The sequence below is a fragment of the Salmonirosea aquatica genome (genome assembly GCF_009296315.1).
GTDB classification, from domain to species: Bacteria; Bacteroidota; Bacteroidia; order Cytophagales; family Spirosomataceae; genus Salmonirosea; species Salmonirosea aquatica.
In genome coordinates, this window is sequence record NZ_WHLY01000002.1 from 1,094,965 (window position 1) to 1,120,956 (window position 25,992).

The window sequence follows — 25,992 nt, forward strand, 5'->3', positions numbered from 1 at the left end:
ACTATAATTTGTTTACTATCAATCGTCCACTAACTCATTGGAATCGCTGAATCTGCCACCCTTTGCGCACAAAGTTAAAGACCTGAACGGGAAACCGCACATTTACGACCTGATTCGCCGCAAATACATCATGCTCACACCCGAAGAATGGGTTCGGCAGCATTTCATTCATTTGCTCATCGACCACTACCAATATCCGAAATCACTTTTTGCAGTAGAGACGGGTCTTTTTTATAACAAGCTAGCCAAACGCTCGGATATTATGGTGCTGGGAACGGATGGAAAACCGCACCTGCTGGTGGAGTGCAAGTCGCCGGATGTTAAGATATCCCAGGGTACCTTCGCCCAGATCGCCCGCTACAATTTCACTCTCCGGCCCCTTTATCTGGCACTGACCAACGGCCTGACCCACTATTGTTTCAAAATCAAGGATGGACAGATTTCGTATCTGGATGATTTCCCGGTTTTCGTTAGATGAAAAAAGCCCGCTCAAAATTTGAGTGGGCTTTCTAAAAATTTCAACCTTTAACTTAGTCAAAAGCCGTATATCCAAACTTATTTCTTCGCAACCAGATCCATTTCGATCGTAAAATCGTCGTACACCATTTTATCACCCAGGGTAGCTGCATCGAAAAATGATTTAGAGCGGAATTTCATATCGTACTTGGAACGATCCACCACCAGGGTACCTTTCACCATTGCCCCGTCTTTGGTAGGAGTAACGGTAACCGGAAAAGATACAGGTTTGGTAATGCCCTTGATGGTCAGATTACCCGCTACATCCACCGTACCGTTGCCTTTTGGCGTGGCGCTCGTAACGATGAAACTAGCCGTGGGGTGCTTCTCTACGGCAAAGAAATCGTCCGATTTCAGGTGCCCTGTCAGTTTGCCGTTGAATTCCTTATCCGTCACATCCTGTACCACGATGGTATTCATGTCAGCCACAAACGAGCCACCGGTGAGTTTGGTGCCATCGAGGGTGAAGGTACCCTCTTTCAAGTCAATCGTACCGTAATGCTCACCGGTAACTTTCTTGCCGTTCCACTTCAATTCACTCTTGGAAGTGTCTATCTTGTAGGTCGTGGCTTTGGTGGGCTTTTCGATGAGCGTCGCGCTCGACAACATTACTACTGCGGCCACCAGACCAGCCATCTGTTTCCATTGCTTCATTACTTCTGCTAAATGGTTAGTGATAAAAATAGAATTGAAAAAGTGTGTGTATAGTTTGTTGTTTTTATTCTGACATTCTGAGTTTGTCGAGCAGCTCGCTAAGATGTACGGCCTCTTCGGCCGTAATCGAGTGCAGGTTTTTTTCCCACTCCGCAATCAGGGGATCCATTTCTTTCAGTAAATCGAGTCCTTTTTCGGTGATGAGCACATCCACAGCGCGGCGGTCGCTAGGACACACCCGGCGAACCAGAAATTCCTTTAGAAGCAGTTTGTCAACCAGCCGCGAAGTATTAGAAGTTTTGTCCAGCATCCGCTCCGCAATGGCATTCACTTTCATAGGCTCGGGATGGTGCCCGCGCAGAATCCTCAATACGTTGTATTGCTGAGGAGTGAGGTCGTAGCTGCGCATCATTTCCAGTTGCTGATGCATCATCCAGTTACCCGTATAAATCAGGTTGATCCCCAGCCGTTGGTAGGGATTTTTGAATTTATTTTGCTTAATATCGTTTTCGATGGACATGTCTTTAATTTGCAGGGGACAAAATTAGAGTATTTACAATTAATGTACAAACATCAAATAAGAATATTTTTTTTCTTTGCGTCTGAATGGATCATGTAATCTTTTCATTACCACTCCACTCCGGAAAGGATGGAACTATAAAACTGAAATTTGCCAGCATCAAATGATTACTCTCCTTACCCGCCCGCTCGTACTGGCTTCCAACTCACCCCGACGCCGTCAGCTTTTGCAGGAATGCGGGTTTGAGTTCACGACTGAGGTACGGCCCACGCGCGAAGAATTTCCTGCTTCCATGCCCGCCCAGCAGGTACCTGTCTATTTGGCCCAACAGAAGGCCGAATGCTTCCGGCACGATCATGACAACCGCCTGATCCTCTGCGCCGATACCATTGTGGTGCAAGATAACGTGATTCTCAATAAACCCAAACATACGCAGGAAGCCACCTCCATGCTTAGCCTGCTCTCCGGCGCCACCCATCGGGTTATTACAGGCGTTTGTCTGCTCGATGGCGATCGGTACACCACCGCTACTGATGTGGCAATGGTCACGTTCAGGCGGTTACAGGACCGGGAAATTGAACGGTACATCGAACAGTGTCGTCCTTATGACAAGGCGGGTGGCTACGGGATTCAGGAGTGGATTGGCATGGTAGGGATCGAACGCATCGAGGGTTCCTATTACACCATCATGGGCCTACCTACCCACTTGGTTTATGACTTATTGAAACCTTATTTTGCGGAATAATACCGAAGTCGTTTACGGCTCGTCAAGCGTTCAATTTTCCACTTACAATTAATTTCCCTTGTCCACACTTCCCAAGGTTTGTTACGAAATTTTCGTCCGCTCGTTCTGTGACTCCAACGGCGACGGCATCGGCGATCTGAACGGCATTGCTTCCAAACTTGACTACCTGCATGATCTGGGTGTGGAGGCCCTGTGGCTTACGCCCATTCACCCATCCTCGACCTACCACAAATACGACGTACAGGATTATACTGCCATCGACCCCGAGTATGGCTCCCTCGACGATTTCCGGCGCTTGCTGGCTGGGGTACATCAGCGCGGCATGAAACTGTACATGGACCTGGTGGTCAACCATACGAGCGTTCACCATCCGTGGTTCGAGCAGGCGCGGCTCGACGCCAATAGCCCCTACCGCAACTACTACTGGTGGATGACGCAGGACCGGATCGACGCCCTGGGCGTGGCCCAGCGCGAGCAAACCGCCGACGCCCACGAGATAAATCCCTGGCATGCCAACCCCGGCGATCCGGAAAGGTACTACGCCATGTTCTGGAAGGGTATGCCCGACCTGAACTACGACTCCGAGGGCCTGCGGGAAGATGTCTACGGAATTGTGCGTTACTGGCTTACGGAAGTGGGGGTAGACGGTTTCCGGCTCGACGCGGCGCGCCATATCTACCCCCCGTGGCTGCGGGAAAAAAATATTGAATTTTGGGAAGAATTTGGTCAGGTGGTACGCCAGGCCAACCCGGATGCCTACACCGTGGGCGAAGTATGGGCCAAAGCAGAAGAGGTAGCCCCGTACTTCAAAGGCCTCAAAGCCAATTTTCACTTTGACCTGAGCTTCGCCATCCAGCGGATCATCGCCACGGGAAAAGATGCCGGACTGGTCGAGGCGCTGATGCGCGACTACCGGCTGTTTGGCACGCACAATCCCGACTTCGTCGACGCCACCATGCTCACCAACCACGATCAGGTACGTATCGGTAGTGTGGCAGACGGCAATCTCGACAAGATGAAACTGGCGGCGGCTATGCTACTTACTCTCCCCGGCCAGCCGTACATCTATTATGGCGAAGAAATCGGCATGCTGGGCCGTAAGCCCGACGAGCGCATCCGCGAGCCCTTCCTGTGGACTGACCGCCGCGACGACCCCGATCGTCCGCGCTGGATCAAGCCCCTCTACTCGCGCCGGGCGGCGGTGCGGGCTGTATCTTTGCAGGTACCTGACCCCGATTCGCTCTTGAATCACTACAAGCGGTTGATTGCGTTACGAAAACAGCATCCGGCTTTGGCCCAAATTGTTCGCCCAAATTTGCGTCCGGCCCTAGGTTATGACCGTAAAATTATTGCCTACTACCGTACGCATCCGACAGAACCTGTGCTGGTGATTCACAATATTTCAGGTCGTACCAAGCTGATAAAATTCGGGGAAGAAGAATCCTCTTTCAACAGGATTCTTTTCCAGACCCAGGGTACCCCCACGCTTAGCGGCTCACGTCTTCGGCTGACTGCTTACAGTAGTATTGTTTTGGGAAAGTAAAATGTGGTACGGGCATCCTGCCCGTCTGACCAAGGCGTGGCCAAAGTACAGCGACACACATTGCCATGATGCAAGATGTACAGTATGCAGAGATAGGGGAAATTTAAAAGAGCCATACCTCAGCTTTTGACAAAATTTCCGGGATAAACCATTAATTTGGAGGATCTTTTCCACCGCGTACATGCTCCCTGAAACCCCGATGGAAACTTGCCCCAACTGTTCTGTTCCTCTTAACGAAGATTTTCGGTATTGCCCGGCCTGCGGACAAACCACCTATCTGCACCGCTTCAATTTGGGTCACATTGGCCATGAGGCTTTTCATGCCCTCACGCATGCCGACAAGGGTATCCTACATCTGTTGAAGAATCTCACGCTCCGGCCCGGCCTCGTAGCGCGGGAATACATTCTGGAAGGCAAGCGCAAACGCTATTTCAATCCTTTTACGTTTTTGGTGATTGTGTTGGGACTCAGCGTCTTTGTCAATTCGGTTTTCAAGCCTTATGAGCGTAACATCAGCCCCCAATCCCCGCAGACCGAAACCCACGGAACGGCGCCAACGGCGGCCGAGTTGAGAAAAGAACGCTCACGCAATGTCTCACACTTTCTGGACAAACGCGCCAACCTGGTGGCCTTTGCGGCCATTCCACTTTTTGCTTTGGCTTTCTGGCTCTTCTTTCGGCGCTCGGGTGTCAACTACGCCGAACATCTGGTGGCCAACGTGTTTTTTGCGGGGTACTTTCAGCTGTTTGCCACAGTCATCACGTTGGTACTCTCGCTGTTCAATCGCTACCTCTCCACCCTCAACGAACAACAACTCCTTTTCCAGCTCATCTACCTACCCATTGCCTACTACCAATTCATGGGTTTGGGCCGCTGGACGGGGTACCTGAAATCACTCCTGGCTACCCTGCTGGCGCTGGCAGTCTGGATCGCTTTTTCCACCAGTATCATTAGTTTGTATATCGGCTGGGGTAGGTGAACTACAGACACGCACCTCCACCTGAATCTGTTGGAGAATCCGTCAACCGATTAGGAGCTGATTTGAATGTCAGGTGTTTCCACCTGACACCACTGAAAAGGCAGCGTTACAACAAAACCAGCAGTAGTGTTGCTGTGATTGTCCGGGTATATGAAATGCTACTAATTTCTTAGAACGTTGGTCAATATGTTTGGTATTCACTATAAAAAATGGGTACAGTCGCTATTTAGTAGTATAAATCCCAGCCCCTGACATTTCATCGCTAACCATTTCTCCGTACTATTGCTCTTCTAAAAAGCCTCCTAAAACCCTTATGAAAACCTATATTACCCTATCGCTTCTGCTCACCTACCTCACGATGCGCGCCCAACCTACCTACCCTACCCTCGGCAAAGTACAGTATGACGACCCACGCCTGGAAAAACTGATTCCCAAAACCAGCCAACTGGAAGTACTGGCGTCGGGCTTTGTGTGGTCGGAAGGGCCGGTCTGGATCAAAGACGGGGGGTACCTTTTGTTCTCGGATGTTCCGGCCAATACGGTATACCGATGGAGCGAAAAGGATGGACTTTCGGAATTTCTGAAACCCTCGGGCTATACGGGCCGGGGTACCTACGGCGACGAGCCCGGCAGCAACGGCCTCACCATCGACCGGCAGGGCAGGCTCATCAGCTGCGAGCACGGCGACCGGCGGGTGTCGGCCATGCCGCTGACAGGCGGCGGCAAAATCACCCTGGCCGACCGGTACGAAGGCAAGCGCTTCAACAGCCCCAACGACGTGGTGCAACACGCGGGCAACGGTAGTTACTACTTCACCGACCCGCCCTACGGCATGCCCCAGAAAGAGAAAGACCCCACGCGGGAAATACCTGAATTCGGCGTGTACCGCATTGCGCCCGATGGAAAGGTCACGCGGGTAATCGCTGATCTGACCCGCCCGAACGGCCTGGCCTTCTCTCCTGACGGGGGTACCTTATACGTCGCCCAGTCTGATCCGGATAAGGCCATCTTGATGGCTTATCCCGTTAAAAGTGACGGAAATCTGGGCAAGGGGAAACTTTTGTACGACGCGACCCCATTGGTAAAGAAAGGATTACAGGGATTGCCCGACGGCCTGAAAGTAGACAAAGCGGGGAACATCTGGACCACCGGGCCGGGCGGCGTGCTGATTTTAAGCCCCGAGGGCACCCTTCTGGGCCGGATCGAAACCGGGCAAGCCACCGCCAACTGTGCCTGGGGCGATGACGGTTCTATTCTGTACATTACGGCCGACAGCTACTTATGTCGGATCAAAACCAGTACGATGGGTGCGGGATGGTAGATTTTGGCAGTAAACCCGGGAGTCCACGAGTTGATAAGGAGGCTTTGCGGGTACCCTGATTTTGTACCTACCCCTTCAAATGGCTACTACCGCAAAATCCAAACTTTCAACGCGCTACCTGCTTTGATTTGTAGCTTTTTTTGATGAACTTCGCGGGAAATCGTGGGGGTAGGCTATATACAATAGAATGTTAGACAATCGTCGTTTCGTAATCAGTGCTTTTTTTGGAATTATAGGCTTTGCCTACTTGTTCCGGCTCTTTTATCTGCAAGTGCTAGACGACAGTTACTCGATCGAGTCATCGAGCAACTCCATCAAGCGGGTTATGGAGGTACCCTTCCGGGGACAGATCTACGACCGGAACGGCAAGCTGATGGTGTTTAATACGCCTGTATATGACCTGCTGGTGACTCCCTACAAGGCCAAAGTACAGGATACGCTTACCTTTTGCAATCTACTCGGCATCCAACGCACTACCTTCGACAGCTTGATGAAGGCAGCGGCCAGCTACTCCCGGATGAAACCCTCGATGTTTCTGCGGCAGCTTTCGCGAGAGGATTTCGCCCGGATCCAGGACATCATGGTGGACTATCCCGGCTTCGAGTTTTCCAAGAGCTCCATGCGTACCTACCTGGCTCCCACGATGGCCAATTCGTTGGGCTATGTCAGTGAGATTACCAAAGGACAGCTCGAAAAGCAAGAAGGCTTTTATTACCAGCAGGGCGATTATGTGGGCCAAAGCGGCCTGGAAATTTTCTATGAGGAACAGCTCCGGGGGCAGCGCGGCGTTAAATTCGTGATGCAGAATGTAAACGGCGTAGCCAAGGGTTCGTGGAAAGACGGCGCCCTCGATACCATGGCTGTGGCGGGCCAGAACCTCTACACGGGCATCGACTTCGATCTGCAGCAATATGCCGACAGTCTGATGGTCAACAAGGTAGGTAGTGTGGTGGCTATCGAGCCCAGCACCGGGCAGATTCTGGCGATTGTTTCCGCACCCAGCTACGATCCCCGGAAATTGGCCAGCCGCCATTTTTCTGACAACTACCGCGAACTCGCCAAGAATCCCTATAAACCGCTCTTTAACCGCCCGGTAATGGCCAGTTATCGTCCGGGATCTACCTTTAAAGTCATTCAGGCCCTGACGGGGCTCCAGACGGGTGCCATTTCGCCCTCCACGGCATTCAGCCATGCGGGGGTACCTATGAAGTGCCACGGTGGCGGGCATGGCAACAGCGTTCCGCAAGCGGTGCAACACTCCTGCAATCCTTATTTTTACCGGGTATTCCAGAGTATTCTTTACCACAACGATCTGAGCAATACCTACGAGGCATCGCGGGCGGGACTCAAAGTATGGCACGATCAGGTAGAAAAATTCGGCATAGGAACGCGGTTAGGGGTCGATTTGCCCAGCGAATATAAGGGTAGCCTGCCCGATGTTGAGTATTACGACAAAGTGTATGGCGAAAAGCGCTGGAAATTTTCCAATGTTTATTCTCTTTCTATTGGCGAAGGCGAACTTTTGATTACCCCACTGAAAATGGCCAACGTGGCGGCTATTGTCGCCAACCGGGGCTATTATTATACGCCCCACATTGTGAGTGGCATTGGCAAAAAAGACAATCCGCTGCCCGAATATACTGTCCGCCACGAAACAGGCGTCGACCGCCGGCATTTTGATACGGTAATCCCCGGCATGATCGGGGCCGTGGAGGCAGGTACCGTGATGCGGCTGGCTAAAATTGCCGATATCCAGATCGCCGGCAAAACGGGTACCTCCCAAAATAAAAAAGGCCGCGATCATTCGATTTTCATTGCCTTTGCCCCAGCCGACAATCCCAAAATTGCCATTGCCGTTTTTGTAGAAAACGGCAAGTGGGGAGGTACAGCGGCGGCCCCCGTCGCCAACCTGGTAATCGAACGGTACCTGAAAGGAAAAACCGAAAACAAAGCACTGGAAAACTACGTCCTGCACGAAAACTACCTACCTTACACCGTATTTCCAGCGCCTAAGAAGCCTGTCATTGTGGATACGGTCAAGAAAAAGGAAATCCTCAACCCTTTGGCCGAGAAGAAGCCAACATCGGCACCTAAAGAAAAAGCCCCGGCTACCTCATCGGGCAAATAATTTTATTAAATAATTTTTTGAAAGCTAATGGCTAACGGCTATTGGCTAATAGCTCTCACATGGCTTCCCGCAATAACGATAACTTAACGCAAAACCTCGACTGGGTAGCGGTGCTGATCTATATACTGTGTGTATTGATCGGCTGGTTCAACATCTACGCAGCGGTATATAGCCCCGAAGTGCCGACCAGCATATTCGACCTGTCGAACAGGGCGGGGGTTCAGATGATGTGGATCGGTACCACGGTGTTGTTGATTATTTGTATTCTGGTCATTGATTACAAATTTTACGACACGTTTGCCTTTATTATTTATGGCTTTTTCGTGCTGTTGCTGGTAGCGGTGCTCTTTGCGGGAAGCGAAATCAACGGCTCCCGTTCGTGGATCAAGATTGGTACCTTTTCGTTGCAACCCGCCGAATTTGCCAAGCTGGCCACCAGCCTGGCGCTGGCCAAGTACCTGAGCGACCCGGCCGTAAATCTGACCCGCTACTGGAAGGATTACCTACCTATCGGTGCCATCATCCTACTGCCCTCCTTACTCATTCTGCTTTCCAACGAAACGGGCTCCATGCTGGTGTTTGCATCGTTTGCCATCATGCTGTACCGCGAAGGTATGCCGGGCTATATACCCGCCATTGGTATCATTATGGTCATACTGGTGATCATGACGCTGCTTTTTGTGAAATGGTACATTGCCCTCGGAATTGTGGTGGCAGCCCTTCTTTTCTGGTGGCTGATGCCCAAATCCTCCCGGCGCAGGGGGGTACCATGGCTACCGTCGTGGTAGCCGGGCTGATGATTGCCGTGGTATTCGGGGTCGATTTTTTCATTAATAATGTACTGCAGAAGCACCAACGGAGCCGCATCGTGGTGTTGGTCGATCCTTATTCTGACCCCCGTGGCGCGGGCTGGAACGTCATTCAGTCCAAGATTGCCATTGGCTCGGGTCGGCTGACCGGCAAGGGTTTTCTGGAAGGTACCCAGACTAAATTCGACTTCGTGCCCGAGCAAAGTACCGACTTCATTTTCTGCACCGTGGGCGAAGAACACGGCTTCATCGGCAGTCTGGTGGTGGTGTGCCTGTTTGTGGGACTTATCCTGCGGCTCATCGTGTTGGCCGAGCGACAGCGAACGCGCTTCGCGCGGGTATATGGTTACTGCGTGGCGGGAATCATCTTTTTCCACTTTATGGTCAACATCGGCATGACCATCGGCCTCATGCCCGTAATCGGTATCCCCCTGCCTTTTTTTAGTTACGGGGGCTCTTCTCTGTGGTCGTTTTCCATCCTTTTGTTTATCTTTCTAAAAATCGATTCGCAGCGGCCTTTCACCTTATCCCGAACCTAGGTATGGCGCTCATCAGCAAGAAGAAGGTACCCTACCCTATCAATTCGGACCTCCGTGGTTACCTGGTCAAGTACCAGCGGGAGGTACCTTTGAGCATTCACTATTCTGATTTGCTGCGCTTTTCCAATGCTATTTCGCTTTACGATCCCAAAGGAAACGACACCCTCTGGATTTCGGTTTTCTACGATCCGGGTGATACCGCCGAGATTTTCCAGGCCCTGAAAACCATTTATGCACACTTGAAAGTAGACGGTGACCTGTCGATTCTCAAACACCTGTCCGTAGATCGGGTGGATCTGTGCACTTACGGTAACACCCGTCCGTTTCGTATCCGGATCGTGAATCAGATCAACGACAATTTCGATTATTTTTACATCAAACACGCCGATGCTTCGCGGGTTTACGGGCTGGAACTGGAAGATATTTTCTCGCCCAATCAGGTGAGCTACATGACCAACGGCGCTTCGCTGGTAGAGGAACACATTGCCGGTATTCCAGGCGATGTGTTCATTAAGACCCACTTATCCGACCCCTACCTGAATCCCATTCGTCTGTGTAAAGAGTTTGTCAAGTTCAACGAGCGGTGCTTCGTGCGGCTGTTGGGAGACATGCATTCGAGCAATTTCGTGGTCGACATCACGCCAGACTTTGAAGAGATTTACTACCGTTTCCGCGCCATTGACTTCGATCAGCAATCGTATGAAGGAAAAAAAACGGTGTACATGCCCCAGTACTTCAAACAGAACAATGTGATCGTCGAGCTGGGGATGCGATACATGACCACCGAGAGCGTCCGGCAGTACCAGATGGAAGAGCGCTCCCAGATTGCCACCCGCATGCGTATCGAAAAATCGCGGGCCACGGACATTATGGACGTAATGGCAGACGACACGATTTCTACTTCTGAGTACGTGAATCTCCTGCGTCGTAACCTCGCCCGGCACTATCAATATCAGGCTTTTATGGAGTGTCAGACCATGGGTCAGATCGTCCGCACCAGTCTGCGGCTACTTTCGGCGCATTAGAGTATTGAGGCACTCAGGGGCAGAGCAGCTGAGGCACAAAGTGAAGATTTTAAGAAAGCACCTTTCACTTTGTGCCTCTGTCTCTATAAACACAACCTACCCTAGCTTCCCAGCCGCCAGGAACAGCAATACCCAGCCTGCAATCATCAGCAAGCCCCCGATGGGTGCCACAGCGCCGAATTTGGTAATGCCGGTAAAACAAATGGCGTATAGCGATCCGGAAAAGATCAGTACTCCTGCGGCAAAAGCGTAACCCGACCAGTTGAGCCATCTGACGGCTCCGAGCGACGGATCGCCCGCCTCGGCCCGGCCTAGTAGCAAGCCAACCAATACCAACGCCAGCGCGTGGTAAAACTGGTACTTGACTGCGGTTTCGAAGGTATCGGCCCTACCTGATGCTTCCAGGGAGGCTTTTAAGGCATGTGCGCCAAAGGCACCTATGGCTACGGCTAGGGCACCCAGAATAGCCCCGGCTTGTAACATGAATTTCATGGTTTTTGTGTAAAGCGTGAACAATAACTACTTCAAAGGTACGGTCACGGGTGTGGGCAAGCAACTGACATTTGCTATTTCTTGCCTAACTTGCGGCGCAAACGGATTCAGCGCGCATGACTTTACAAGCTTTCATTGCCCTGTGGACGCACCGCTACCACAAATATTCGCACATCGCCAAAGCGCATCTACGCGCCTATTGGGCGTGGCTTTATTTTTGCTGGAAGAAAAGAAATTTTGAAAAAGGAAAGCCGCTCATTGCGATCATCCGCACGGAGCATTTTGGCGACATCGTAGCGGCCGAGCCACTTGCCCGCCACATCCGTGCCCTCTACCCTTCGGCGCATATCGTCTGGTTTGTAAAGCCCGCTTACCGCGAACTCATCGATACCAATCCGGCCATCGACGAGTCGTTCCCGGAGTTTTGTGTTACCCAGCGGTGCGTGCTGCTGCGTACGGGTGTTTTCGGCCAGGTATTTGAACTTCAATTCCGTAACAACAACCACTGTCCTACCTGCCAGGTTTTTCTGGAAAATCCCACGGCCCTGGCGCGGGGCATCAATGTCCATACCTATTTCAATTTTGGCAATCTGCTCGAGGTGTTTGCCCAAACGGCCGGATTGACACTACCCACCGACGATCAGCCCCGGTTGTACCTTCAGGATCGTCATCGCCAAAAAGTGGATTCGCTGCATCTGCCTTCTGACTTCGTAGTAATTCACTGTCAATCCAACTATGCCCCTAAAGATTGGCCTGCCGGACGATGGGAAGCTCTGATTGAACAATTGTCCACCAGGTACCCCTTTGCAATAATGGAAGTGGGCCTCAGGAGCAATCTTTCGGTTTCCAGCCCCGCCTATCGCAACCTTTGCGGTCAGCTTTCAATTCTGGAAACCGCCGAAGTGATCCGGCGAGCCCGGTACTTCATTGGCCTCGACAGTGGACCTTCGCACCTGGCCAACGCCGTAGGTACCTTCGGCTTTATCCTGATGGGTTCTCTCAACGAATTTCCGGCCTATAACCCCTACTCAGGAGCGTACGGCCGGCAGCAGAATTGTGTATTGATTCGACGCGAAGGACAACCCTGCGCGCAGCTACCCCTGGAAGTGGTTCAAGAAGCCATTGATCGGAAATTGGAGGTAGCTTCTTATAAAACCACCTAATGGCGGGCACCGAAAATGGCACTGCCAACCCTGACGAGGGTACTTCCTTCTTCTATCGCAATCCGGTAGTCTCCGCTCATACCCATCGACAGTTCACGCATGCTTACCTGCTCATTTTCCCGCGCTTTGAGCGAATCGAAAAAGGTACGCAGTCCCCGGAATTCTTTCCGGATTTGGGTTTCGGCGTCCGTGTTGGTAGCCATGCCCATCAGGCCTACGATCCGCACGTTTTTCAGGGTACCCAGCTCGTCGGAAGCCAGCAATTCGAGTACTTCCTGTTCAGAGAATCCAAACTTGCTTTCTTCCTCGGCAATATGAACCTGCAACAGACATTCGATTATGCGGTTGTTTTTCTTGGCCTGTTTATCAATTTCTTTCAGTACTTTCAAGCTATCCACCGAGTGAATCAGCGCAACGAATGGCGCGATGTATTTCACTTTGTTGGTTTGTAAATGGCCGATCATGTGCCAGGCGATGTCCTGGGGCAAATGCTCGTGTTTTTCGACCATTTCCTGGACTTTGTTTTCACCGAACATCGTACAGCCCGCCTCGTAGGCTTCACGCAACAGGCCGATGGGTTTGGTTTTCGTAACGGCAACGAGCCGGGCTTTCGATCCGAGCTCTTGCGATATCTGGCCAATGGCCTTTTGTATTCTCATAGATTTATCGTCTTTAATCAACTGTATATGAACTATTTAAAATAGATATTAAAATAATCCGCTATATTTGCCGGAAAAAATACTTTCAAAAAGTACTGGTACCTCTTCAACCCTAACCAAATCACTGTATGGATTACAATCAGGAGCAAAAGCGCGACCGTAAAACCCTCTTGTGGGCTGCTTTGGCCGTTTTGGCCTTGCTGAATATCGTGCTTCTCTACTTTTTCTATCAGGAAAGGCAGGAAAATGACAGCAAAGATACCATCATTGCTGCCAAGACCGAGGAAGTCTTGTTTACCAAAACAAAACTGGACTCCATTTCGGCGCAGCTGGACGCCAAAATTGCCGAAATTCAGCAATTGGGCGGGAGTGTCGATTCCCTGGTTTCGCTAAAACAGCAACTTGAGAAGGACAAACAATCGCTGAAAAACCTCAACACGTATTCGGCTAAAAAATACGAAGATAAGATTCGTTCATACGAAGCCATTCTGAATCAGAAAGATCAGGACATAGCCCGGTTGAAAGAAGAGTTAGGGGTTGTTACGGCTAAAAACGAAGAGCTCACGCAGACCGTCACGGGCTTGGAAGGAGAGCGGCAGGCTCTGACTGATTCGGTAACGAATTATGCTGTGCAAAACCGGGAACTGAACGAAAAAGTGACGATTGCTTCCGCACTGCGGGCCGAGAAAATAAGCGTCAACGCCCTGTCGTCTAAGGGCAAGGAACGGGAAGGGGGAAATTACAAAGCCCGCCGGATCGACAAGCTGAAGGTAAGCTTTGTCCTGGGTCCCAACTCCATCGCCCGGCAGGATCGCAAGGAAATCTATCTGCGCATTCTTGACCCCAACGGAGCCGTTCTTTCCGATATGGCTACGGGGTCCGGAGCTTTTATTTACAATGGCCGCGAAATGATTTACAGTTCAAAAGAGGCCGTTAACTTCGATAACACCCAGCAGTCGGTCGATATCATGTACGGACGTGGGGGGTACCCTTGAAGGATGGAAAATACACCGTGGAACTTTACAGCGAGGGGTTCAAGATCGGACAGGGAGATTTTACAGTCAAGTAAGTAGAGTTGTGGGGCCACAGCTTTCTTAGTTTTTGGAACAGCAGGTGGCCCGCTGTTGTCACGCCTTTGCACTAGAAACTCGTCAATTTTACTGACTTACCCTGCATAGGGCTTGCAACTCTGCGTTGCAAGCCCTATTTTTGCACCCTCATTTTGAGAACAATACCCATTTTTTATTACAAATCAATTTATTCGTATGAACAATCAGTATGAAACGGTGTTCATTTTGACTCCCATCCTATCTGAGGCCCAGGTAGGGGACACCGTTGACAAGTTCCGCTCAATCCTCACCGAAAACGGCGCGGAACTGGTACATGAGGAAAACTGGGGACTGCGCAAGCTGGCCTACCCCATTCAGAAGAAAAGCAACGGATTCTATCACCTGATCGAGTACAAAGCTCCCGGTACGGTGATCGACATCCTCGAAACGGCTTTCCGCCGCGACGAGCGTATCATGCGCTTTCTGACTGTAGCCCTGGACAAGCACGCCGTGGCTTACAACGAGAAAAAGCGTAAAGGCCTGGTAGGCAAGAAAAAGGAACAAGCGATCGATGAAACCCAAAAACCAGCAGCAGCCTAAGCTATGACACTCGTAAACGAACCCGTTGAAAAAAACGTAAACCGTAAGAAATACTGCCGCTTTAAGAAAGCCGGCATCAAGTATATCGACTATAAGGATCCCAATTTCCTTTTGAAACTGGTGAATGAGCAGGGCCGGATTCTGCCCCGCCGCCTGACCGGCACGAGCCTGAAGTACCAGCGTAAAGTGGCTCAAGCCATCAAGCGCTCGCGCCACCTGGCCCTGATGCCATTCGTGGCCGATCAATTGAAATAAACCGTAAAAGAGATCGTAAGAAATGGAAATCATACTAATAACAGATATAGCCGGTGTAGGGTATAAGAACGACATCGTTTCGGTGAAACCCGGGTACGGTCGTAACTTCCTGATTCCGCAGGGGTATGCTATTCTGGCCAATTCGTCCAATCGCAAGATTGTGGAAGAAAACGTACGCCAGGCCTCACACAAGGCGGAAAAAATCAAGAGCGACGCCGAGGCGATTGCTGCGGCTATCGGCGACATGGTCATCGATATACCGGCAGTAGTGGGTGAAAGTGGCCGCATTTTCGGCCGCGTGACCAACACGCAGGTAGCCGACGCCCTGCAGGTGCGTGGGATCGATATCGACCGGAAGAAGATCACGGTGGATGAGGTGAAGTCGGTAGGTACTTATACGGCTGTCATCGACCTCCATAAGGAAGTTAAGCATAACGTTACGATCAACGTCGTACCGGCCGAATAATCTCCGATTGCATTAGGCAACGACAAAAGGCACGGAATTCCGTGCCTTTTGTCGTTGTACCCTCCTGCTGCCATGCATCTTTACGTTCATATCCCCTTCTGCCGTCAAGCCTGTCACTACTGCGATTTTCATTTCAGTACCAGCCTCCGTGACAAGGGTACGCTGGTTCAGGCTATCGCGTCTGAAATCAGACTGCAAAAGGATTACCTGCCCGGACGGGTATTGCAGACGGTGTATTTTGGCGGGGGTACCCCTTCGCTGCTGACGGAGTCGGAACTAGCCCTGTTGCTGGAGACCATTGGTACCCATTTTCAACTCAGACCCGACGCCGAAATCACCCTGGAAGCTAACCCCGACGATCTTTCGGAAGGTACCCTCCGTACCCTTGCTTCGCAGGGAATCAACAGGTTGAGCATTGGCATCCAGTCATTTCATGATCCCCATCTGCGGTTTATGAACCGGGCGCATTCTGCCGAAGAAGCGGAGCGCAGCGTCAAGTCCGCCCAGGATATTGGTATTACCAACCTGACGGCGGATCTTATTTATGCCATTCCGTCGGCCGATGACAGCCTCCTACAAAGGGATATTGAAAAAATGCTGAGCCTGGAAATCGACCACATCTCGGCCTACTGCCTGACGATCGAGCCAAAAACCGTTTTTGGAAATTGGGTAAAGTCCAATAAAATTCAGCCAATTGACGATGAGTACGCCGCCGGGCAATTTGAACTCCTCATGGGTACCCTACAGCAGCATGGCTTCGACCAGTACGAAATCTCCAACTTTGCTCGTAATCAGAAATACAGCCTGCACAATAGCGCTTACTGGCAGCGGCGACCCTACCTGGGGGTGGGGCCCAGCGCGCATTCGTACAATGGTGCCAGCCGTCAGTATAATATCGCCAACAACGCCGCTTATGTGCGGGAAATCGCCAAAAGCAAACTGCCTTTTACTCTGGAAACGCTGACGCCCGCCGACCAGGTCAACGAGTACCTGCTGACCGGCCTCCGTACCCGCTGGGGCTGTCGGCTTGAATTGTTGCAGGTGCTTTCCAATGGACAATTTCTCGCTCAAATGGGCGAAGAAATCTTTCGCCTCTCTGAGGTGGGTTGGTTATGCTCGAAAGACGGCGTACTGTTGCTTACTGAAAAAGGAAAGCTCTTCGCGGATCGCGTAGCGGGTAGTCTTTTCATTGAAGACTAAGAGCAGGAAAAACCTGAATGTAGCTCAACAAAAAAAGACGTCCCAGGTGATTCCCTGGAACGTCCGCTAAGTAGTGTTCTTGATTCTTTTCTTATTTCACTTTTGCAAAATCGGCGGCCAGGGTATTCATTTCCTGGTCGGAAAGGTGGTGGGAAGCCACAACCATGCGGTAGCGCAGCGTAACGGAGTCCCCTTTTTTCAAGGCAAAATTCCGTGCGGCACTGGCTGATGAATACTCTTTATCACCCATTGGGTTGACAGCAAAAAGACCGTAACCCCGTGCGTGCCAGTAGGCTGGGTACCCTATATTTTTGGGATGATCCAAAATGGCCACGCTGATGTTTTCGCTACCGATTTTTCCCTCCAAATCGGTCCAGGCAGATTTTTTACCCCACACATCATCGCCTTCCACACCTTCTTTGTTGCGGTACTTACCCGTAACTCCTTCGTTGTTCAGGGAAGCCACTTTGGTCGCGACGCCGTTGGCATCGGTAAACACTTCGGCTTTATTGGACGGATGCTCCAGTTCACGCGCCAGCCGGATTGCGAACATTCCCTCTTTCGAATCCTCAAAGGTAACATCTTCTAGTGCCGTCAATGTGGCGATACGGTCGATAATGCGTTCGTCGCCGGTTGCCGTGAATATGAAGCTGGTCTTTTCTTTCAAAAAAGTGTCGCCATCCTGGCTTACCCAGTCAGCGGTTACGTCCAGTTCGCCTTTTCCCCGGCCACTTTTAATGTTGGTGATACCCGTGTGTATAATATCGCCGTACTTATGCTTTGTGCGGTCCACGGCATTGGAACTATTCCAAAAGTCGTAGCCATTCACGTTCCCGTGGTTGAACCATACCCCTACATGGTGCGGGTGATCTACCCGTTCGCCGGGCCGCGGCTCCATGGGCCAGCCCCGCGTAATGACCGTCCCCTGCGCCGTTCTTACCGGATATAGTACCGCTTTTTTCAGGGTTTCGGTACCGGGATAGATGTAAGCAGTGAAAGGCTTTCCATCCACATTGACCGTCACTTTCTTCTCGGCTGCATTATTAGTCAGTTCGACCCGCTGGGCGTTCGTCAAATGAGCGGTCAACATCAAAACGGGCAGTAAAAGTATCTTTTTCATACTGGATATCTGGATAAAAAGTGATCGTGTAATTGTACAAATTATCTTTTGCCAATTACACGATCACCCGGTTCAATAGTTCAACGGCTTAACTAACAACAATATCACTTTTCTTCTCATCCCAAGTCACCCGTTTTCCGGTATGCAGCGCCTGCGTAGCCATGATATTGGCCACGGCGTGGTTGAAGCCCGCCCGGGCGGGAGCGTTAGGCTGTTTGCGGCTACGGATACACTCCATCCAGTTGAGCATGTGCAGCGACGTCATGGGATCTGCACCGGTGTTGGCACCGGTCTCCATTTTGGCTACCTCGCCCAGTTTCATTTTGGGCAACAGATTGGGCTTCATGCCCATCGCCTTAGCGGGGCCTGCCTGCAAGCCTCCTTCGGGGGTGATCTCGTTGGTGTCCAGGTTGATCATCCCAGCGTTGGAGTAGTAGTATTCTTTTACATCACCCGCAGCCTGGTGCATCCGGGATGAATAAATCACCTGAAAGGCTTTGGAAGGATCGTCAAAGGGCCCGTATTCAAATACCGCGGAGAAAGTATCCGCATTCACCCGTCCATCTTTCCATACGTATACCCCACCGTTGGCCGATACGCTACGCGGAGCGTTCAGTCCCGAAAACCAGTGAACGGTATCAATCTGGTGGGACATCCATTGTCCTGGAATTCCCGATGAGTAGGGATAGAACAAACGATATTCAAGATAGAAGCGGGGATTCCAGGCTACCTTGGGACGGTTCATGAGAAAGCGATCCCAGTCGGTATCCTCTTTGCGGATTTCCTTGGTCAGTTCGGGTAGCCGCCAGCGGCCGGGCTGATTGACGTTCCAAGTCATTTCTACCATCGAAATAGGGCCAAATTCACCGGAATTGATGAATTTATTTGCCGCATGGTAATTAGGCGCGGAGCGACGCTGTGAACCTACCTGTACAATTTGTTTGGAAGCTTCGGCCGTTTTCAGGCACAGTTTGGCATCTTCCAGCGATTCGGCAAAGGGTTTTTCCATGTACACATCGCGACCCGACTTGATGGCGGCGGTGCTATGCAAGGCATGCTGGAAATCGGCCGTACTGATGATCACGGCATCCACATCCTTGCGGTCGAGGAGTTCGTCATTGTTGCGGCATTTGACAAAATCATTCGCTGCCGAAGGCTTGCCTTTGAAAAAAGCTTCCGCTTCGTCGCGGCGGCGGTTCCAGATATCGGACACACCCATGAATTCGAAGTTCATCGCTTTCGAGTGATCCGCAAAGCTGGGAGCCAGCGAAGACCGGAACCGATTGGAGAAACCGATGATACCCACCCGAACGCGATCATTCGCACCAATAATCCTGTTATAACTGGCGGCGCTCATGGCCCGCGTACCTATGGCTACGCCCGCCGAAGCCAGGGTAGCTTTTTTTATAAAATCCCTTCTGTTGTCCATGTTTCTATAATTATAAGATATGAGTTATGAGATCTTTTGAATTTAACTTAGTGCGCCAGGTACCTTCCAAGGTACCTGGCGTACATTTACACAAACTCGCAGGAGATTTCCCCCTAAATAAAAGTGCGCTTATTGAAAATATACCCTTCGCGCTCTTCAGAACATCGCACCTTTTCCACCTACTCTTTCAACTCCTTCACTTTCAGACTTCGGTACTCTACATTGTCGCCGTGGTCTTGCAGAAGTAGATTGCCTTTTTCAGCCAAACCAAAATCAGCATGGTCCTTGTACTTCGAGCGAGCCACCAAAGCGCGATAAATTGGTCCACCACGCTGATATTCAAGCACCCTCTGACCATTCAGGTAGTGTTCTACTTTTCCATCGGGATGTACCACCAGGCGTCCCAGATTCCACTCGCCAATTTTCTTAATGGAATTCCCGGGTTTCTCCGCCGGGATTAAATCATACAGGGAAGCCAGGGTACGGTTACCCACTACACCCATTTTGGCGTCAGGATGTTTGGCATCGTCCAACACCTGGTATTCCAGGCCCAGGCCCGACTTGCCTTTGGAATCCAGATTTTCGTTCACAAAATACTTCACGCCGCTGTTAGCGCCTTCGGTGAGCTTAAACTGAAACTCAAATTCAAAGCCTGGCCCGTACTTTTCGCGGGTCACCAGATCGTTGCCTGTTTCGGAGCCATCGGACTTGGCCACACTGATGACACCATCCTTAGCACTCCACCGCTTTTGGGGAAACTCCGTGCCGCCATAAGCCCGCCATTGATCGGCCGATTTCCCGTCGTAAAGAAGCTTCCAGCCCTGTGCTGCCTCATCTGGAGAAAGGTAATTGGGAATCGTGTTCACGATCCGGATGTTGGCTGATGGGCTGAGTTTGATATTGCTGGTCTTTATACGCACATTCTTCCATTTCACCTGGGTACCGTTCTGCTCGGGTTTGTTGATGGCATGTACCTGCAGACAAATAAAACCCTTGGGTGTCATATCGTCGATCAGATGCGCGATGGGAATTCCGTTCAGGAAAGTCTGGATTGTAGTACCGATGGCCTCGATGCGGTATTTATTCCACTGATTGTTTTTAAATGCCGTTTTAGCCAGAGGGTTCAAGTCGCCGGGGTAGAGCCAGCCCCGCCGCGCCTCGTCGTAAATCCCGGCCGACCAACCGCGGGGACTAGGGTCGATTTCAATTTGGTAGCCATGTACCCGTCCATTCATGTAGTCGGGAGTCGATTCACTGCGGATCTGAATGCCCGAGTTCAGTTTATCATCGACCATTACTTCCAATTCGAGGATAAAATCACCGTAGTCTTTTTCGGTCGTCAGGAAAGAATTGGGGGTATTCATCGTGGAGGTACCCACAATGGTACCATCCTTTACTTCGTATTTGGCCTTGCCATTCAGTTGTTTCCAGCCGGTCAGGTCTTTGCCATTGAATAAATCCTGCCAGCCATCTTTGGATTTTTGGGCGAGGGAAATCTGCGTCAGGCAACTGAGCAGTAAGACAATAAAAATTGAACTGTTTTTTTTCATTCCTTATTTTCTGGTTTTTTGGGTCACAGCGTTTTGAGAGGTCGAGTATAGAGCCTGGCCCCGTTTCCACTTTGTCAATTTAAGAACGACAGAACAGACTCCATACCCTTACATAAGCATCTACCAAAGTTTTTATACTACCCGCTATAAAGAGAAAAGCCCCCAATACGGGGGACTTTTCTACCGAGGAATCAATCGCGCAGCCGCCATTTGACCGGCCAACTGCCCTACCTCACACAGGTAGTATTTTTAATTGAATGAACAAAGTCTGAACGGCCACATTTGCAATGTACCTGGATACAATACAGGACGAGAATTGTCGAGACTTTCACCCATCTCTTTTCACTTTTGACTCATAATATTTATTTCAATACTTGAATTCATCGCCGGGGTTTTCACTTCCCTTAAAACAACTCTCTGTGAATCAATAGCCCGGATTTTGTGGGAAGACCGACTTGCCATCGGTACCTTTTGCACTCCGGTCAATCTGGGTTTGTGGAATAGGACGTACAGTATGGGTTTCTTTAATATTGACAGCTGCCTGCGGGTTGTACTTCTTAACCCGATCGATCAGAAGTCCCCAGCGCTTGAGATCGATCCAGCGCATTTGCTCACCGGCCAGCTCTCGGGCGCGTTCTTCAATGATCAACTCCATGTTCATGTCTTTCTCGGCGATCAGCATGTTGTCTTTCTTACCCGGCCAGCCTGCCCGATAGCGTACGGCGTTGATCGCCTTCGTGGCCTCGGCGATATTACCCACTTTCAGTTGAGCCTCCGCCAGCATCAGATATACATCGGCCAAACGGAATACGAAGTAATCACGGCTCCCTGCTTCATAGGTTAGATCAGGACGCTTGGTATCAAAGAACTTCTGGAGCGTTGGGAACAATGCCTCGCTATATTGGCTGGGTACCAACACCTGGTACTTCTTGGCAGCGCGCTGTGCCTGCGTCCACTCAACTCCGGGAATATAGATAGCCGTGTCACCAGCCGCGAAGGTCACTTTGGTTTTTGAATTATCAAAAGACGCGGCATTATAGGTACCAGGGTTATTACTCAGCCAGGTATCGCGGAAAGTTTTCTTATAGCGGGAATCATTAGTACGATCCGCAAAAACAGTATTCAACAGATACGATGTAGGACGTAGCCGCTTAAAGGGACGACCATAAAAAACATCCCGTTTCATACCCGGTTGAACGTCGTATTGCATCCCGAAGAATAAATGCAGGTTATTACCTCCATTGACTGACCCCGTATTATTGGTCAGGTTTGAAAGCGGGTCGGAAGTGTATTGTACGGCAAAAACAACTTCACTATTCATCTGATTATTCTCATCGAAAACGCTGGCAAAGTCATCCAACAGTTTGAATCCATAGTTATTAACTACACTGTTGCAAAGTTCGGCCGCTTTAGAGAAATCATCTGCCGCCTTGACCGACGAGTAGCCTTTTGCCAGGTACACCTTAGCCAAAAGCGTTTCGGCCGCTGGTTTGGTAGCGCGTCCATAATCCGTCGACTGTGCTTTTGGCTCCAAATCTGCTATAGCCTCGTTCAGGTCCTTGATAATAGCGGCGTACATTTCGGCATCAGTAGCCCGCTTGGTGTCTTTGGTGGGTACCAGGGTCTCCGTAAGGCGCAGATCAACCGGGCCCCACTGCATAAAAAGGATATAATAATAGTGAGCCCGCAAAAATTTAGCTTCGGCTACCCGAAGTTTTTTTACCGCATCACTTACGCCCGTAACATCAGGAGCACGGTCAATGACCGCGTTACAGGTATTGACACCCCGATAGAGTTCGTCCCAGGTATTACCCAGGTAATCAACGGTTGGGTTCAACTGGCCATCGTAGAAATGGAAGCCTTTATAACCTCCGTCGGCCCCAGTAGCGTAAATATCGGTCCCGTACTCCGACAAAGTCAGGCCCTGTTGCGAGGCGTAATAGTACCGGAGCGTTGAATACGCTGCTTTTACCGCATCTTGAAAGCCCTGCGTCGTATTAATGTAGTCATTTCCAATATTGGAAATCACCTTCTCGTCCAGAATGTCGTTGCAAGACTGACTCACCATCAGGCATGCGGCCAGACTTAGGACCTTTATTGGTTTAATTATATTTTCGTATTTCATTTTCTCTTTAAAAATTTAAAGTTTAACAGTCAGGAGGTTGATTAGAAGCGAACATTCAAACCAAGCGTGTACACGGAGGTAGCTGGGGTTACACCCGAACCACCTGCATTGAGGTCTGTCGTCTCCGGATCTACCCCGTTATACTTGCTGCGGTACTTTGACCAAATAAATGGTTGCTGAATGCTGGAGTAAATCCGCAACGATTCCATCCCGAGTTTACTAGCAACTGCTGGACTGAAGTTATAGCCAAAGTTGATATTACGCAGCTTTACGAACGTACCATCAAAGTAGGTCAGTGTTGTATTGTAAACCGGAAATTCCTGATTACTCTTTGGACGAGGGAATTCATTGGTTGGGTTATTGGGAGTCCAGTAGTCAACTTTAATCTGCTGATAACGACCCGCCAACTGATTCAAATTTCTGTGAAATTCGCTTCGGATCAGGTTACCAACGCGGGCATAGAAGAAGAACGACAAGTCAAAGCCTTTGAAGTTGAAGCGGTTGGTGATACCACCGCTAAACTTAGGTACGTCGGATCCCTGAATCACACGGTCGTCGGCATTGATCTTTCCATCATTGTTGGTATCCTGAATCTTGATCTGACCCACTTCGCTGGCGTATGATTTTGCCTTCTCTGCTTCGTCCGACTGCCAGATGCCGATCTTCTTGTAATCAAAGACAGTACTTAATGGACGACCGATGAACCAGCCATTTCCTACGTCATCAATCTTTCCATTGTACAGCGAGATAATGGCTTCGGTGTTTTTCATAAAAGTAAAATCCGTTGACCATTTAAAGCCTGAGCCTGAGTTCACATTGATCGTAGTGAAGCCCAGTTCAATGCCCCGGTTGCGGGTTTCCCCTACGTTACGGGTAACGGCCGAGAAACCGATTGAGCCCGGAAGCTGGTCAGACAACAGAAGCGCCGTTGTATTGGTCTGGTACAATTCCAATGAACCTTGTACCCGACCGCTAAGGAAACTGAAGTCAACACCTACGTTAGCCGTAGAAGATGTCTCCCAGCGTAAATCCGGATTACCAATCGTACTAGGCCGATAACCAAAGGCCGCTGTGCTTCCCCAGGCGTAGGCAGTGCGGCTCAGTAAGCCCTGGGTCTGGTAAGGCGCTACCCCCTGATTACCAACTTGTCCCCAACCTGCGCGTATTTTCATCAGGTCAATCCAAGGAGCATTTTTCAGGAATGGCTCATTGCTTATATTCCAGCCAACCGCAACGCCAGGGAAGTTACCATACTTGGTGTTTTCACCGAATCGACTCGAACCATCGCGACGCAGCGTCAGGGTTAGTAAGTATTTATCGTTGTAGTCGTAGTTAATCCGGGCCATAAACGAGTTGATGGTCCACTGGATCAGGTTACTGGGAGTAGATAAAATTGAGCTGGCCGTACCCAGGCTATAAAACTGCTGACTTTCAGCGGGTACCCCCTGTACATCAGCCCGGAAGGTTTCATAGTTGTCACGCTGAATAGAATGAAGCGCCGTAATGCCTAGATTATGTTTTCCACCAAAGTTTTTGTTGTAGCTCAGGATGTTCTCCAGGGTATAGTTAAAGCCAAACCGGTTTTCATTGGACGCCTGCGGAGCACCGCCTTTACGAGCATTGGTTTGGGCACCAATGAAGCGCCCATAACGAGCAATAGTAAAGTCTGGACCAAAGTTAACCCGGTACTTAAGGCCTTCTATGATCTGAGCTTCCGCAAAAATACTGTTGAAAATGCGGTATTTCTTTGTTTCATCTACCTGAGCACCGGGCACGATTTCGGCCAGCGGGTTGGTGAGCAGAGCATCGTTGGTTGGCGAGAATTTGAGGCTACCATCGTCATTATACACAGCAGCCAGCGGATTTTGCTGAAGGGTGAACTGATAAGGGTTCAGGTTTTCACCATTGCGGATACTATACATCATATACGATGAAAGCCCTACTTTCAAAAAGCTGTTTACTTGGTGATCGAGATTGGCCCGCAGTGACATTCTGGTAAAGTCCAGACCTTCTGAAATGCCCTGGTCTTTAAAGTACCCTCCCGAAAGGTAGAACTGCGTTCTGTCGCTCCCGCCCTGAATCCCGATAGAGTGATTCTGGACAAAGCCATTCTGCAGAATCAGGCTCTGCCAGTCGGTATCAGTACCATTCGCTATACCTTTGGCAACGGCCGGGTCGCCACCCAAAACGGCGACCTTGGCATCGGCGACCGGATCGGCAACACCGGTAGGAACTGCATTTCCATTGGCATCCTTATAGCCACCGGTAGCACGATAGGCTTCCCGGACAAATTCAGCGAATTCCGGGCCGCTAAACAGCTGTACCTTGTCGAGCGGCTTGGACACCCCTGCATACGTATCATACGATACCGTGGTTTTCCCCTTTGCCGCACCGCGTTTAGTAGAAATCAGGACTACCCCGTTGGCACCCCGGGCACCGTAGATAGCTGTTGCGGTAGCATCTTTCAATATTTCCATGGAGGCTACATCACTTGGATTCATATCCTCATAGCCTCCTGCCAGTGGTATCCCGTCAACTACGTAAAGGGGATCATTGGTCGCGTTGAACGACCGGCGGCCACGAATCAGGATTTTTGGAACTGTACCTGGCTTAGAACCCGTCTGAGTTACGTCGACCCCGGCCGCCCTACCCTGAAGCGCTTGGCCTAGGTTGGTAATCGGCATTTCCTGAATTTCTTTGGAGCTTACTTGCACGATAGCGCCCGTTACCTGGCTTTTCTTCTGGGTACCGTACCCTACAACCACTACTTCATTCAGGGTTTTCTGGTCAACAGCCAGTGTTACATCCACAGTACTACGGTTGCCAACCGCTACTTCCTGAGTTGCAAAACCTACGGCAGAGAAGATGAGCGTAGGGTTGTTGCCGGTCGTAGTAATCCGGTACCTACCATCCTGGTCCGTGGTGGTACCTACCGTAGAATTCTTAAGTACGACCGTTACGCCGGGCAAAGGTGTGTTGTCTTCGGCGGAATTAATCACACCGGTCACGGCCTGTCCCTGGGCCATCAGTAGCTGGGGGAGCAGGCCCAGCCCAAGTAGCAGTACCATCATTAGGAAACTGTGCGGGACTGCGACCCGTTGCTGC

The 25,992-nt window shown here is 50.6% G+C and carries 23 protein-coding genes and 1 pseudogene; 15 read left to right on the forward strand and 9 right to left on the reverse strand.

All coding sequences use genetic code 11. The annotated features are described in order from the left end of the window. Positions 1-37: 37 nt before the first annotated feature. Positions 38-478, forward strand: a complete 441-nt coding sequence (locus GBK04_RS05675; RefSeq protein ID WP_152757661.1) for a type I restriction enzyme HsdR N-terminal domain-containing protein — start codon at positions 38-40, stop codon at positions 476-478. A 77-nt stretch (positions 479-555) separates the two neighbouring features. On the opposite strand, the gene GBK04_RS05680 is transcribed toward GBK04_RS05675, so the two are convergent. After that, complete coding sequence (locus tag GBK04_RS05680; protein ID WP_373330742.1) at positions 556-1,170, reverse strand: YceI family protein; 615 nt, start codon at positions 1,168-1,170, stop codon at positions 556-558. Positions 1,171-1,234: 64 nt separating this feature from the next. Continuing rightward, entirely contained in the window at positions 1,235-1,690 is a 456-nt protein-coding gene (locus GBK04_RS05685) for a MarR family winged helix-turn-helix transcriptional regulator (RefSeq protein ID WP_152757663.1), read from the reverse strand. A gap of 163 nt (positions 1,691-1,853) precedes the next feature. Between GBK04_RS05685 and GBK04_RS05690 the strand changes: the two genes are divergently transcribed. From GBK04_RS05690 to GBK04_RS05720, 7 genes and pseudogenes are all read left to right on the forward strand, one after another. Then, complete coding sequence (locus GBK04_RS05690; protein ID WP_152757665.1) at positions 1,854-2,435, forward strand: Maf family protein; 582 nt, start codon at positions 1,854-1,856, stop codon at positions 2,433-2,435. Between the two features lie 58 nt (positions 2,436-2,493). After that, positions 2,494-3,978: an alpha-amylase family glycosyl hydrolase gene (locus GBK04_RS05695; RefSeq protein WP_152757667.1), complete on the forward strand. Its 1,485-nt coding sequence runs from the start codon at positions 2,494-2,496 to the stop codon at positions 3,976-3,978. Between the two features lie 181 nt (positions 3,979-4,159). Beyond that, positions 4,160-4,957, forward strand: coding sequence for a DUF3667 domain-containing protein (locus GBK04_RS05700; protein WP_152757670.1), 798 nt, complete (start codon positions 4,160-4,162; stop codon positions 4,955-4,957). A gap of 313 nt (positions 4,958-5,270) precedes the next feature. Next, positions 5,271-6,278 carry an SMP-30/gluconolactonase/LRE family protein gene (locus GBK04_RS05705; protein ID WP_152757672.1) on the forward strand — a complete coding sequence of 336 codons (1,008 nt, stop codon included), beginning with the start codon at positions 5,271-5,273 and terminating at the stop codon, positions 6,276-6,278. Positions 6,279-6,465: 187 nt separating this feature from the next. Continuing rightward, positions 6,466-8,406 carry a penicillin-binding protein 2 gene (mrdA, locus tag GBK04_RS05710; protein WP_152757674.1) on the forward strand — a complete coding sequence of 647 codons (1,941 nt, stop codon included), beginning with the start codon at positions 6,466-6,468 and terminating at the stop codon, positions 8,404-8,406. Between the two features lie 59 nt (positions 8,407-8,465). Then, positions 8,466-9,754: pseudogene (gene rodA / locus GBK04_RS05715) on the forward strand (rod shape-determining protein RodA). 2 nt (positions 9,755-9,756) lie between these two features. Next, positions 9,757-10,779, forward strand: a complete 1,023-nt coding sequence (locus GBK04_RS05720) for a hypothetical protein (RefSeq protein ID WP_152757676.1) — start codon at positions 9,757-9,759, stop codon at positions 10,777-10,779. A gap of 96 nt (positions 10,780-10,875) precedes the next feature. Here GBK04_RS05720 and GBK04_RS05725 read toward each other — a convergent pair whose 3' ends face one another. After that, positions 10,876-11,271 carry a DUF423 domain-containing protein gene (locus tag GBK04_RS05725; protein WP_152757678.1) on the reverse strand — a complete coding sequence of 132 codons (396 nt, stop codon included), beginning with the start codon at positions 11,269-11,271 and terminating at the stop codon, positions 10,876-10,878. 116 nt (positions 11,272-11,387) lie between these two features. On the opposite strand from GBK04_RS05725, the gene GBK04_RS05730 reads away from it, so the two are divergent. Next, positions 11,388-12,434: a glycosyltransferase family 9 protein gene (locus tag GBK04_RS05730; protein ID WP_152757680.1), complete on the forward strand. Its 1,047-nt coding sequence runs from the start codon at positions 11,388-11,390 to the stop codon at positions 12,432-12,434. On the opposite strand, the gene GBK04_RS05735 is transcribed toward GBK04_RS05730, so the two are convergent. Further along, positions 12,431-13,093, reverse strand: coding sequence for a YggS family pyridoxal phosphate-dependent enzyme (locus GBK04_RS05735; RefSeq protein ID WP_152757682.1), 663 nt, complete (start codon positions 13,091-13,093; stop codon positions 12,431-12,433). The genes GBK04_RS05730 and GBK04_RS05735 overlap by 4 nt on opposite strands. A gap of 128 nt (positions 13,094-13,221) precedes the next feature. Here GBK04_RS05735 and GBK04_RS05740 point away from each other — a divergent pair, with 128 nt between their 5' ends. The 6 genes from GBK04_RS05740 to hemW all read left to right on the forward strand — a co-directional run bounded on the left by GBK04_RS05740 (position 13,222) and on the right by hemW (position 16,663). Next, positions 13,222-14,088: a DUF8428 domain-containing protein gene (locus tag GBK04_RS05740; protein ID WP_373330743.1), complete on the forward strand. Its 867-nt coding sequence runs from the start codon at positions 13,222-13,224 to the stop codon at positions 14,086-14,088. A gap of 17 nt (positions 14,089-14,105) precedes the next feature. Then, on the forward strand, positions 14,106-14,162 hold the full coding sequence (locus GBK04_RS31575) for a hypothetical protein (protein WP_505952493.1): 57 nt from the start codon (positions 14,106-14,108) through the stop codon (positions 14,160-14,162). A gap of 196 nt (positions 14,163-14,358) precedes the next feature. Then, positions 14,359-14,742: a 30S ribosomal protein S6 gene (gene rpsF / locus GBK04_RS05745; RefSeq protein ID WP_152757684.1), complete on the forward strand. Its 384-nt coding sequence runs from the start codon at positions 14,359-14,361 to the stop codon at positions 14,740-14,742. Positions 14,743-14,745: 3 nt separating this feature from the next. Then, positions 14,746-14,997: a 30S ribosomal protein S18 gene (gene rpsR / locus GBK04_RS05750; protein ID WP_152757686.1), complete on the forward strand. Its 252-nt coding sequence runs from the start codon at positions 14,746-14,748 to the stop codon at positions 14,995-14,997. A 22-nt stretch (positions 14,998-15,019) separates the two neighbouring features. After that, positions 15,020-15,463, forward strand: coding sequence for a 50S ribosomal protein L9 (gene rplI, locus GBK04_RS05755; RefSeq protein WP_152757688.1), 444 nt, complete (start codon positions 15,020-15,022; stop codon positions 15,461-15,463). A gap of 72 nt (positions 15,464-15,535) precedes the next feature. Beyond that, the gene (hemW, locus tag GBK04_RS05760; RefSeq protein WP_152757690.1) at positions 15,536-16,663 is read left to right on the forward strand and encodes a radical SAM family heme chaperone HemW; all 1,128 of its coding nucleotides are present in this window, start codon (positions 15,536-15,538) and stop codon (positions 16,661-16,663) included. 91 nt (positions 16,664-16,754) lie between these two features. Here the strand turns inward: hemW and GBK04_RS05765 are convergent, their stop codons facing one another. From GBK04_RS05765 to GBK04_RS05785, 5 genes are all read right to left on the reverse strand, one after another. Beyond that, positions 16,755-17,783 (reverse strand): DUF6807 domain-containing protein, encoded by a 1,029-nt coding sequence (locus GBK04_RS05765; protein ID WP_152757692.1) that lies wholly within the window; start codon positions 17,781-17,783, stop codon positions 16,755-16,757. An 88-nt stretch (positions 17,784-17,871) separates the two neighbouring features. Continuing rightward, the gene (locus GBK04_RS05770) at positions 17,872-19,212 is read right to left on the reverse strand and encodes a Gfo/Idh/MocA family protein (RefSeq protein WP_152757694.1); all 1,341 of its coding nucleotides are present in this window, start codon (positions 19,210-19,212) and stop codon (positions 17,872-17,874) included. A gap of 179 nt (positions 19,213-19,391) precedes the next feature. Further along, positions 19,392-20,762, reverse strand: a complete 1,371-nt coding sequence (locus GBK04_RS05775) for a 3-keto-disaccharide hydrolase (protein WP_152757696.1) — start codon at positions 20,760-20,762, stop codon at positions 19,392-19,394. A 424-nt stretch (positions 20,763-21,186) separates the two neighbouring features. Continuing rightward, the gene (locus GBK04_RS05780) at positions 21,187-22,887 is read right to left on the reverse strand and encodes a RagB/SusD family nutrient uptake outer membrane protein (protein WP_152757698.1); all 1,701 of its coding nucleotides are present in this window, start codon (positions 22,885-22,887) and stop codon (positions 21,187-21,189) included. A 41-nt stretch (positions 22,888-22,928) separates the two neighbouring features. Then, positions 22,929-25,913, reverse strand: coding sequence for a SusC/RagA family TonB-linked outer membrane protein (locus tag GBK04_RS05785; RefSeq protein ID WP_373331441.1), 2,985 nt, complete (start codon positions 25,911-25,913; stop codon positions 22,929-22,931). Positions 25,914-25,992: the final 79 nt, after the last annotated feature.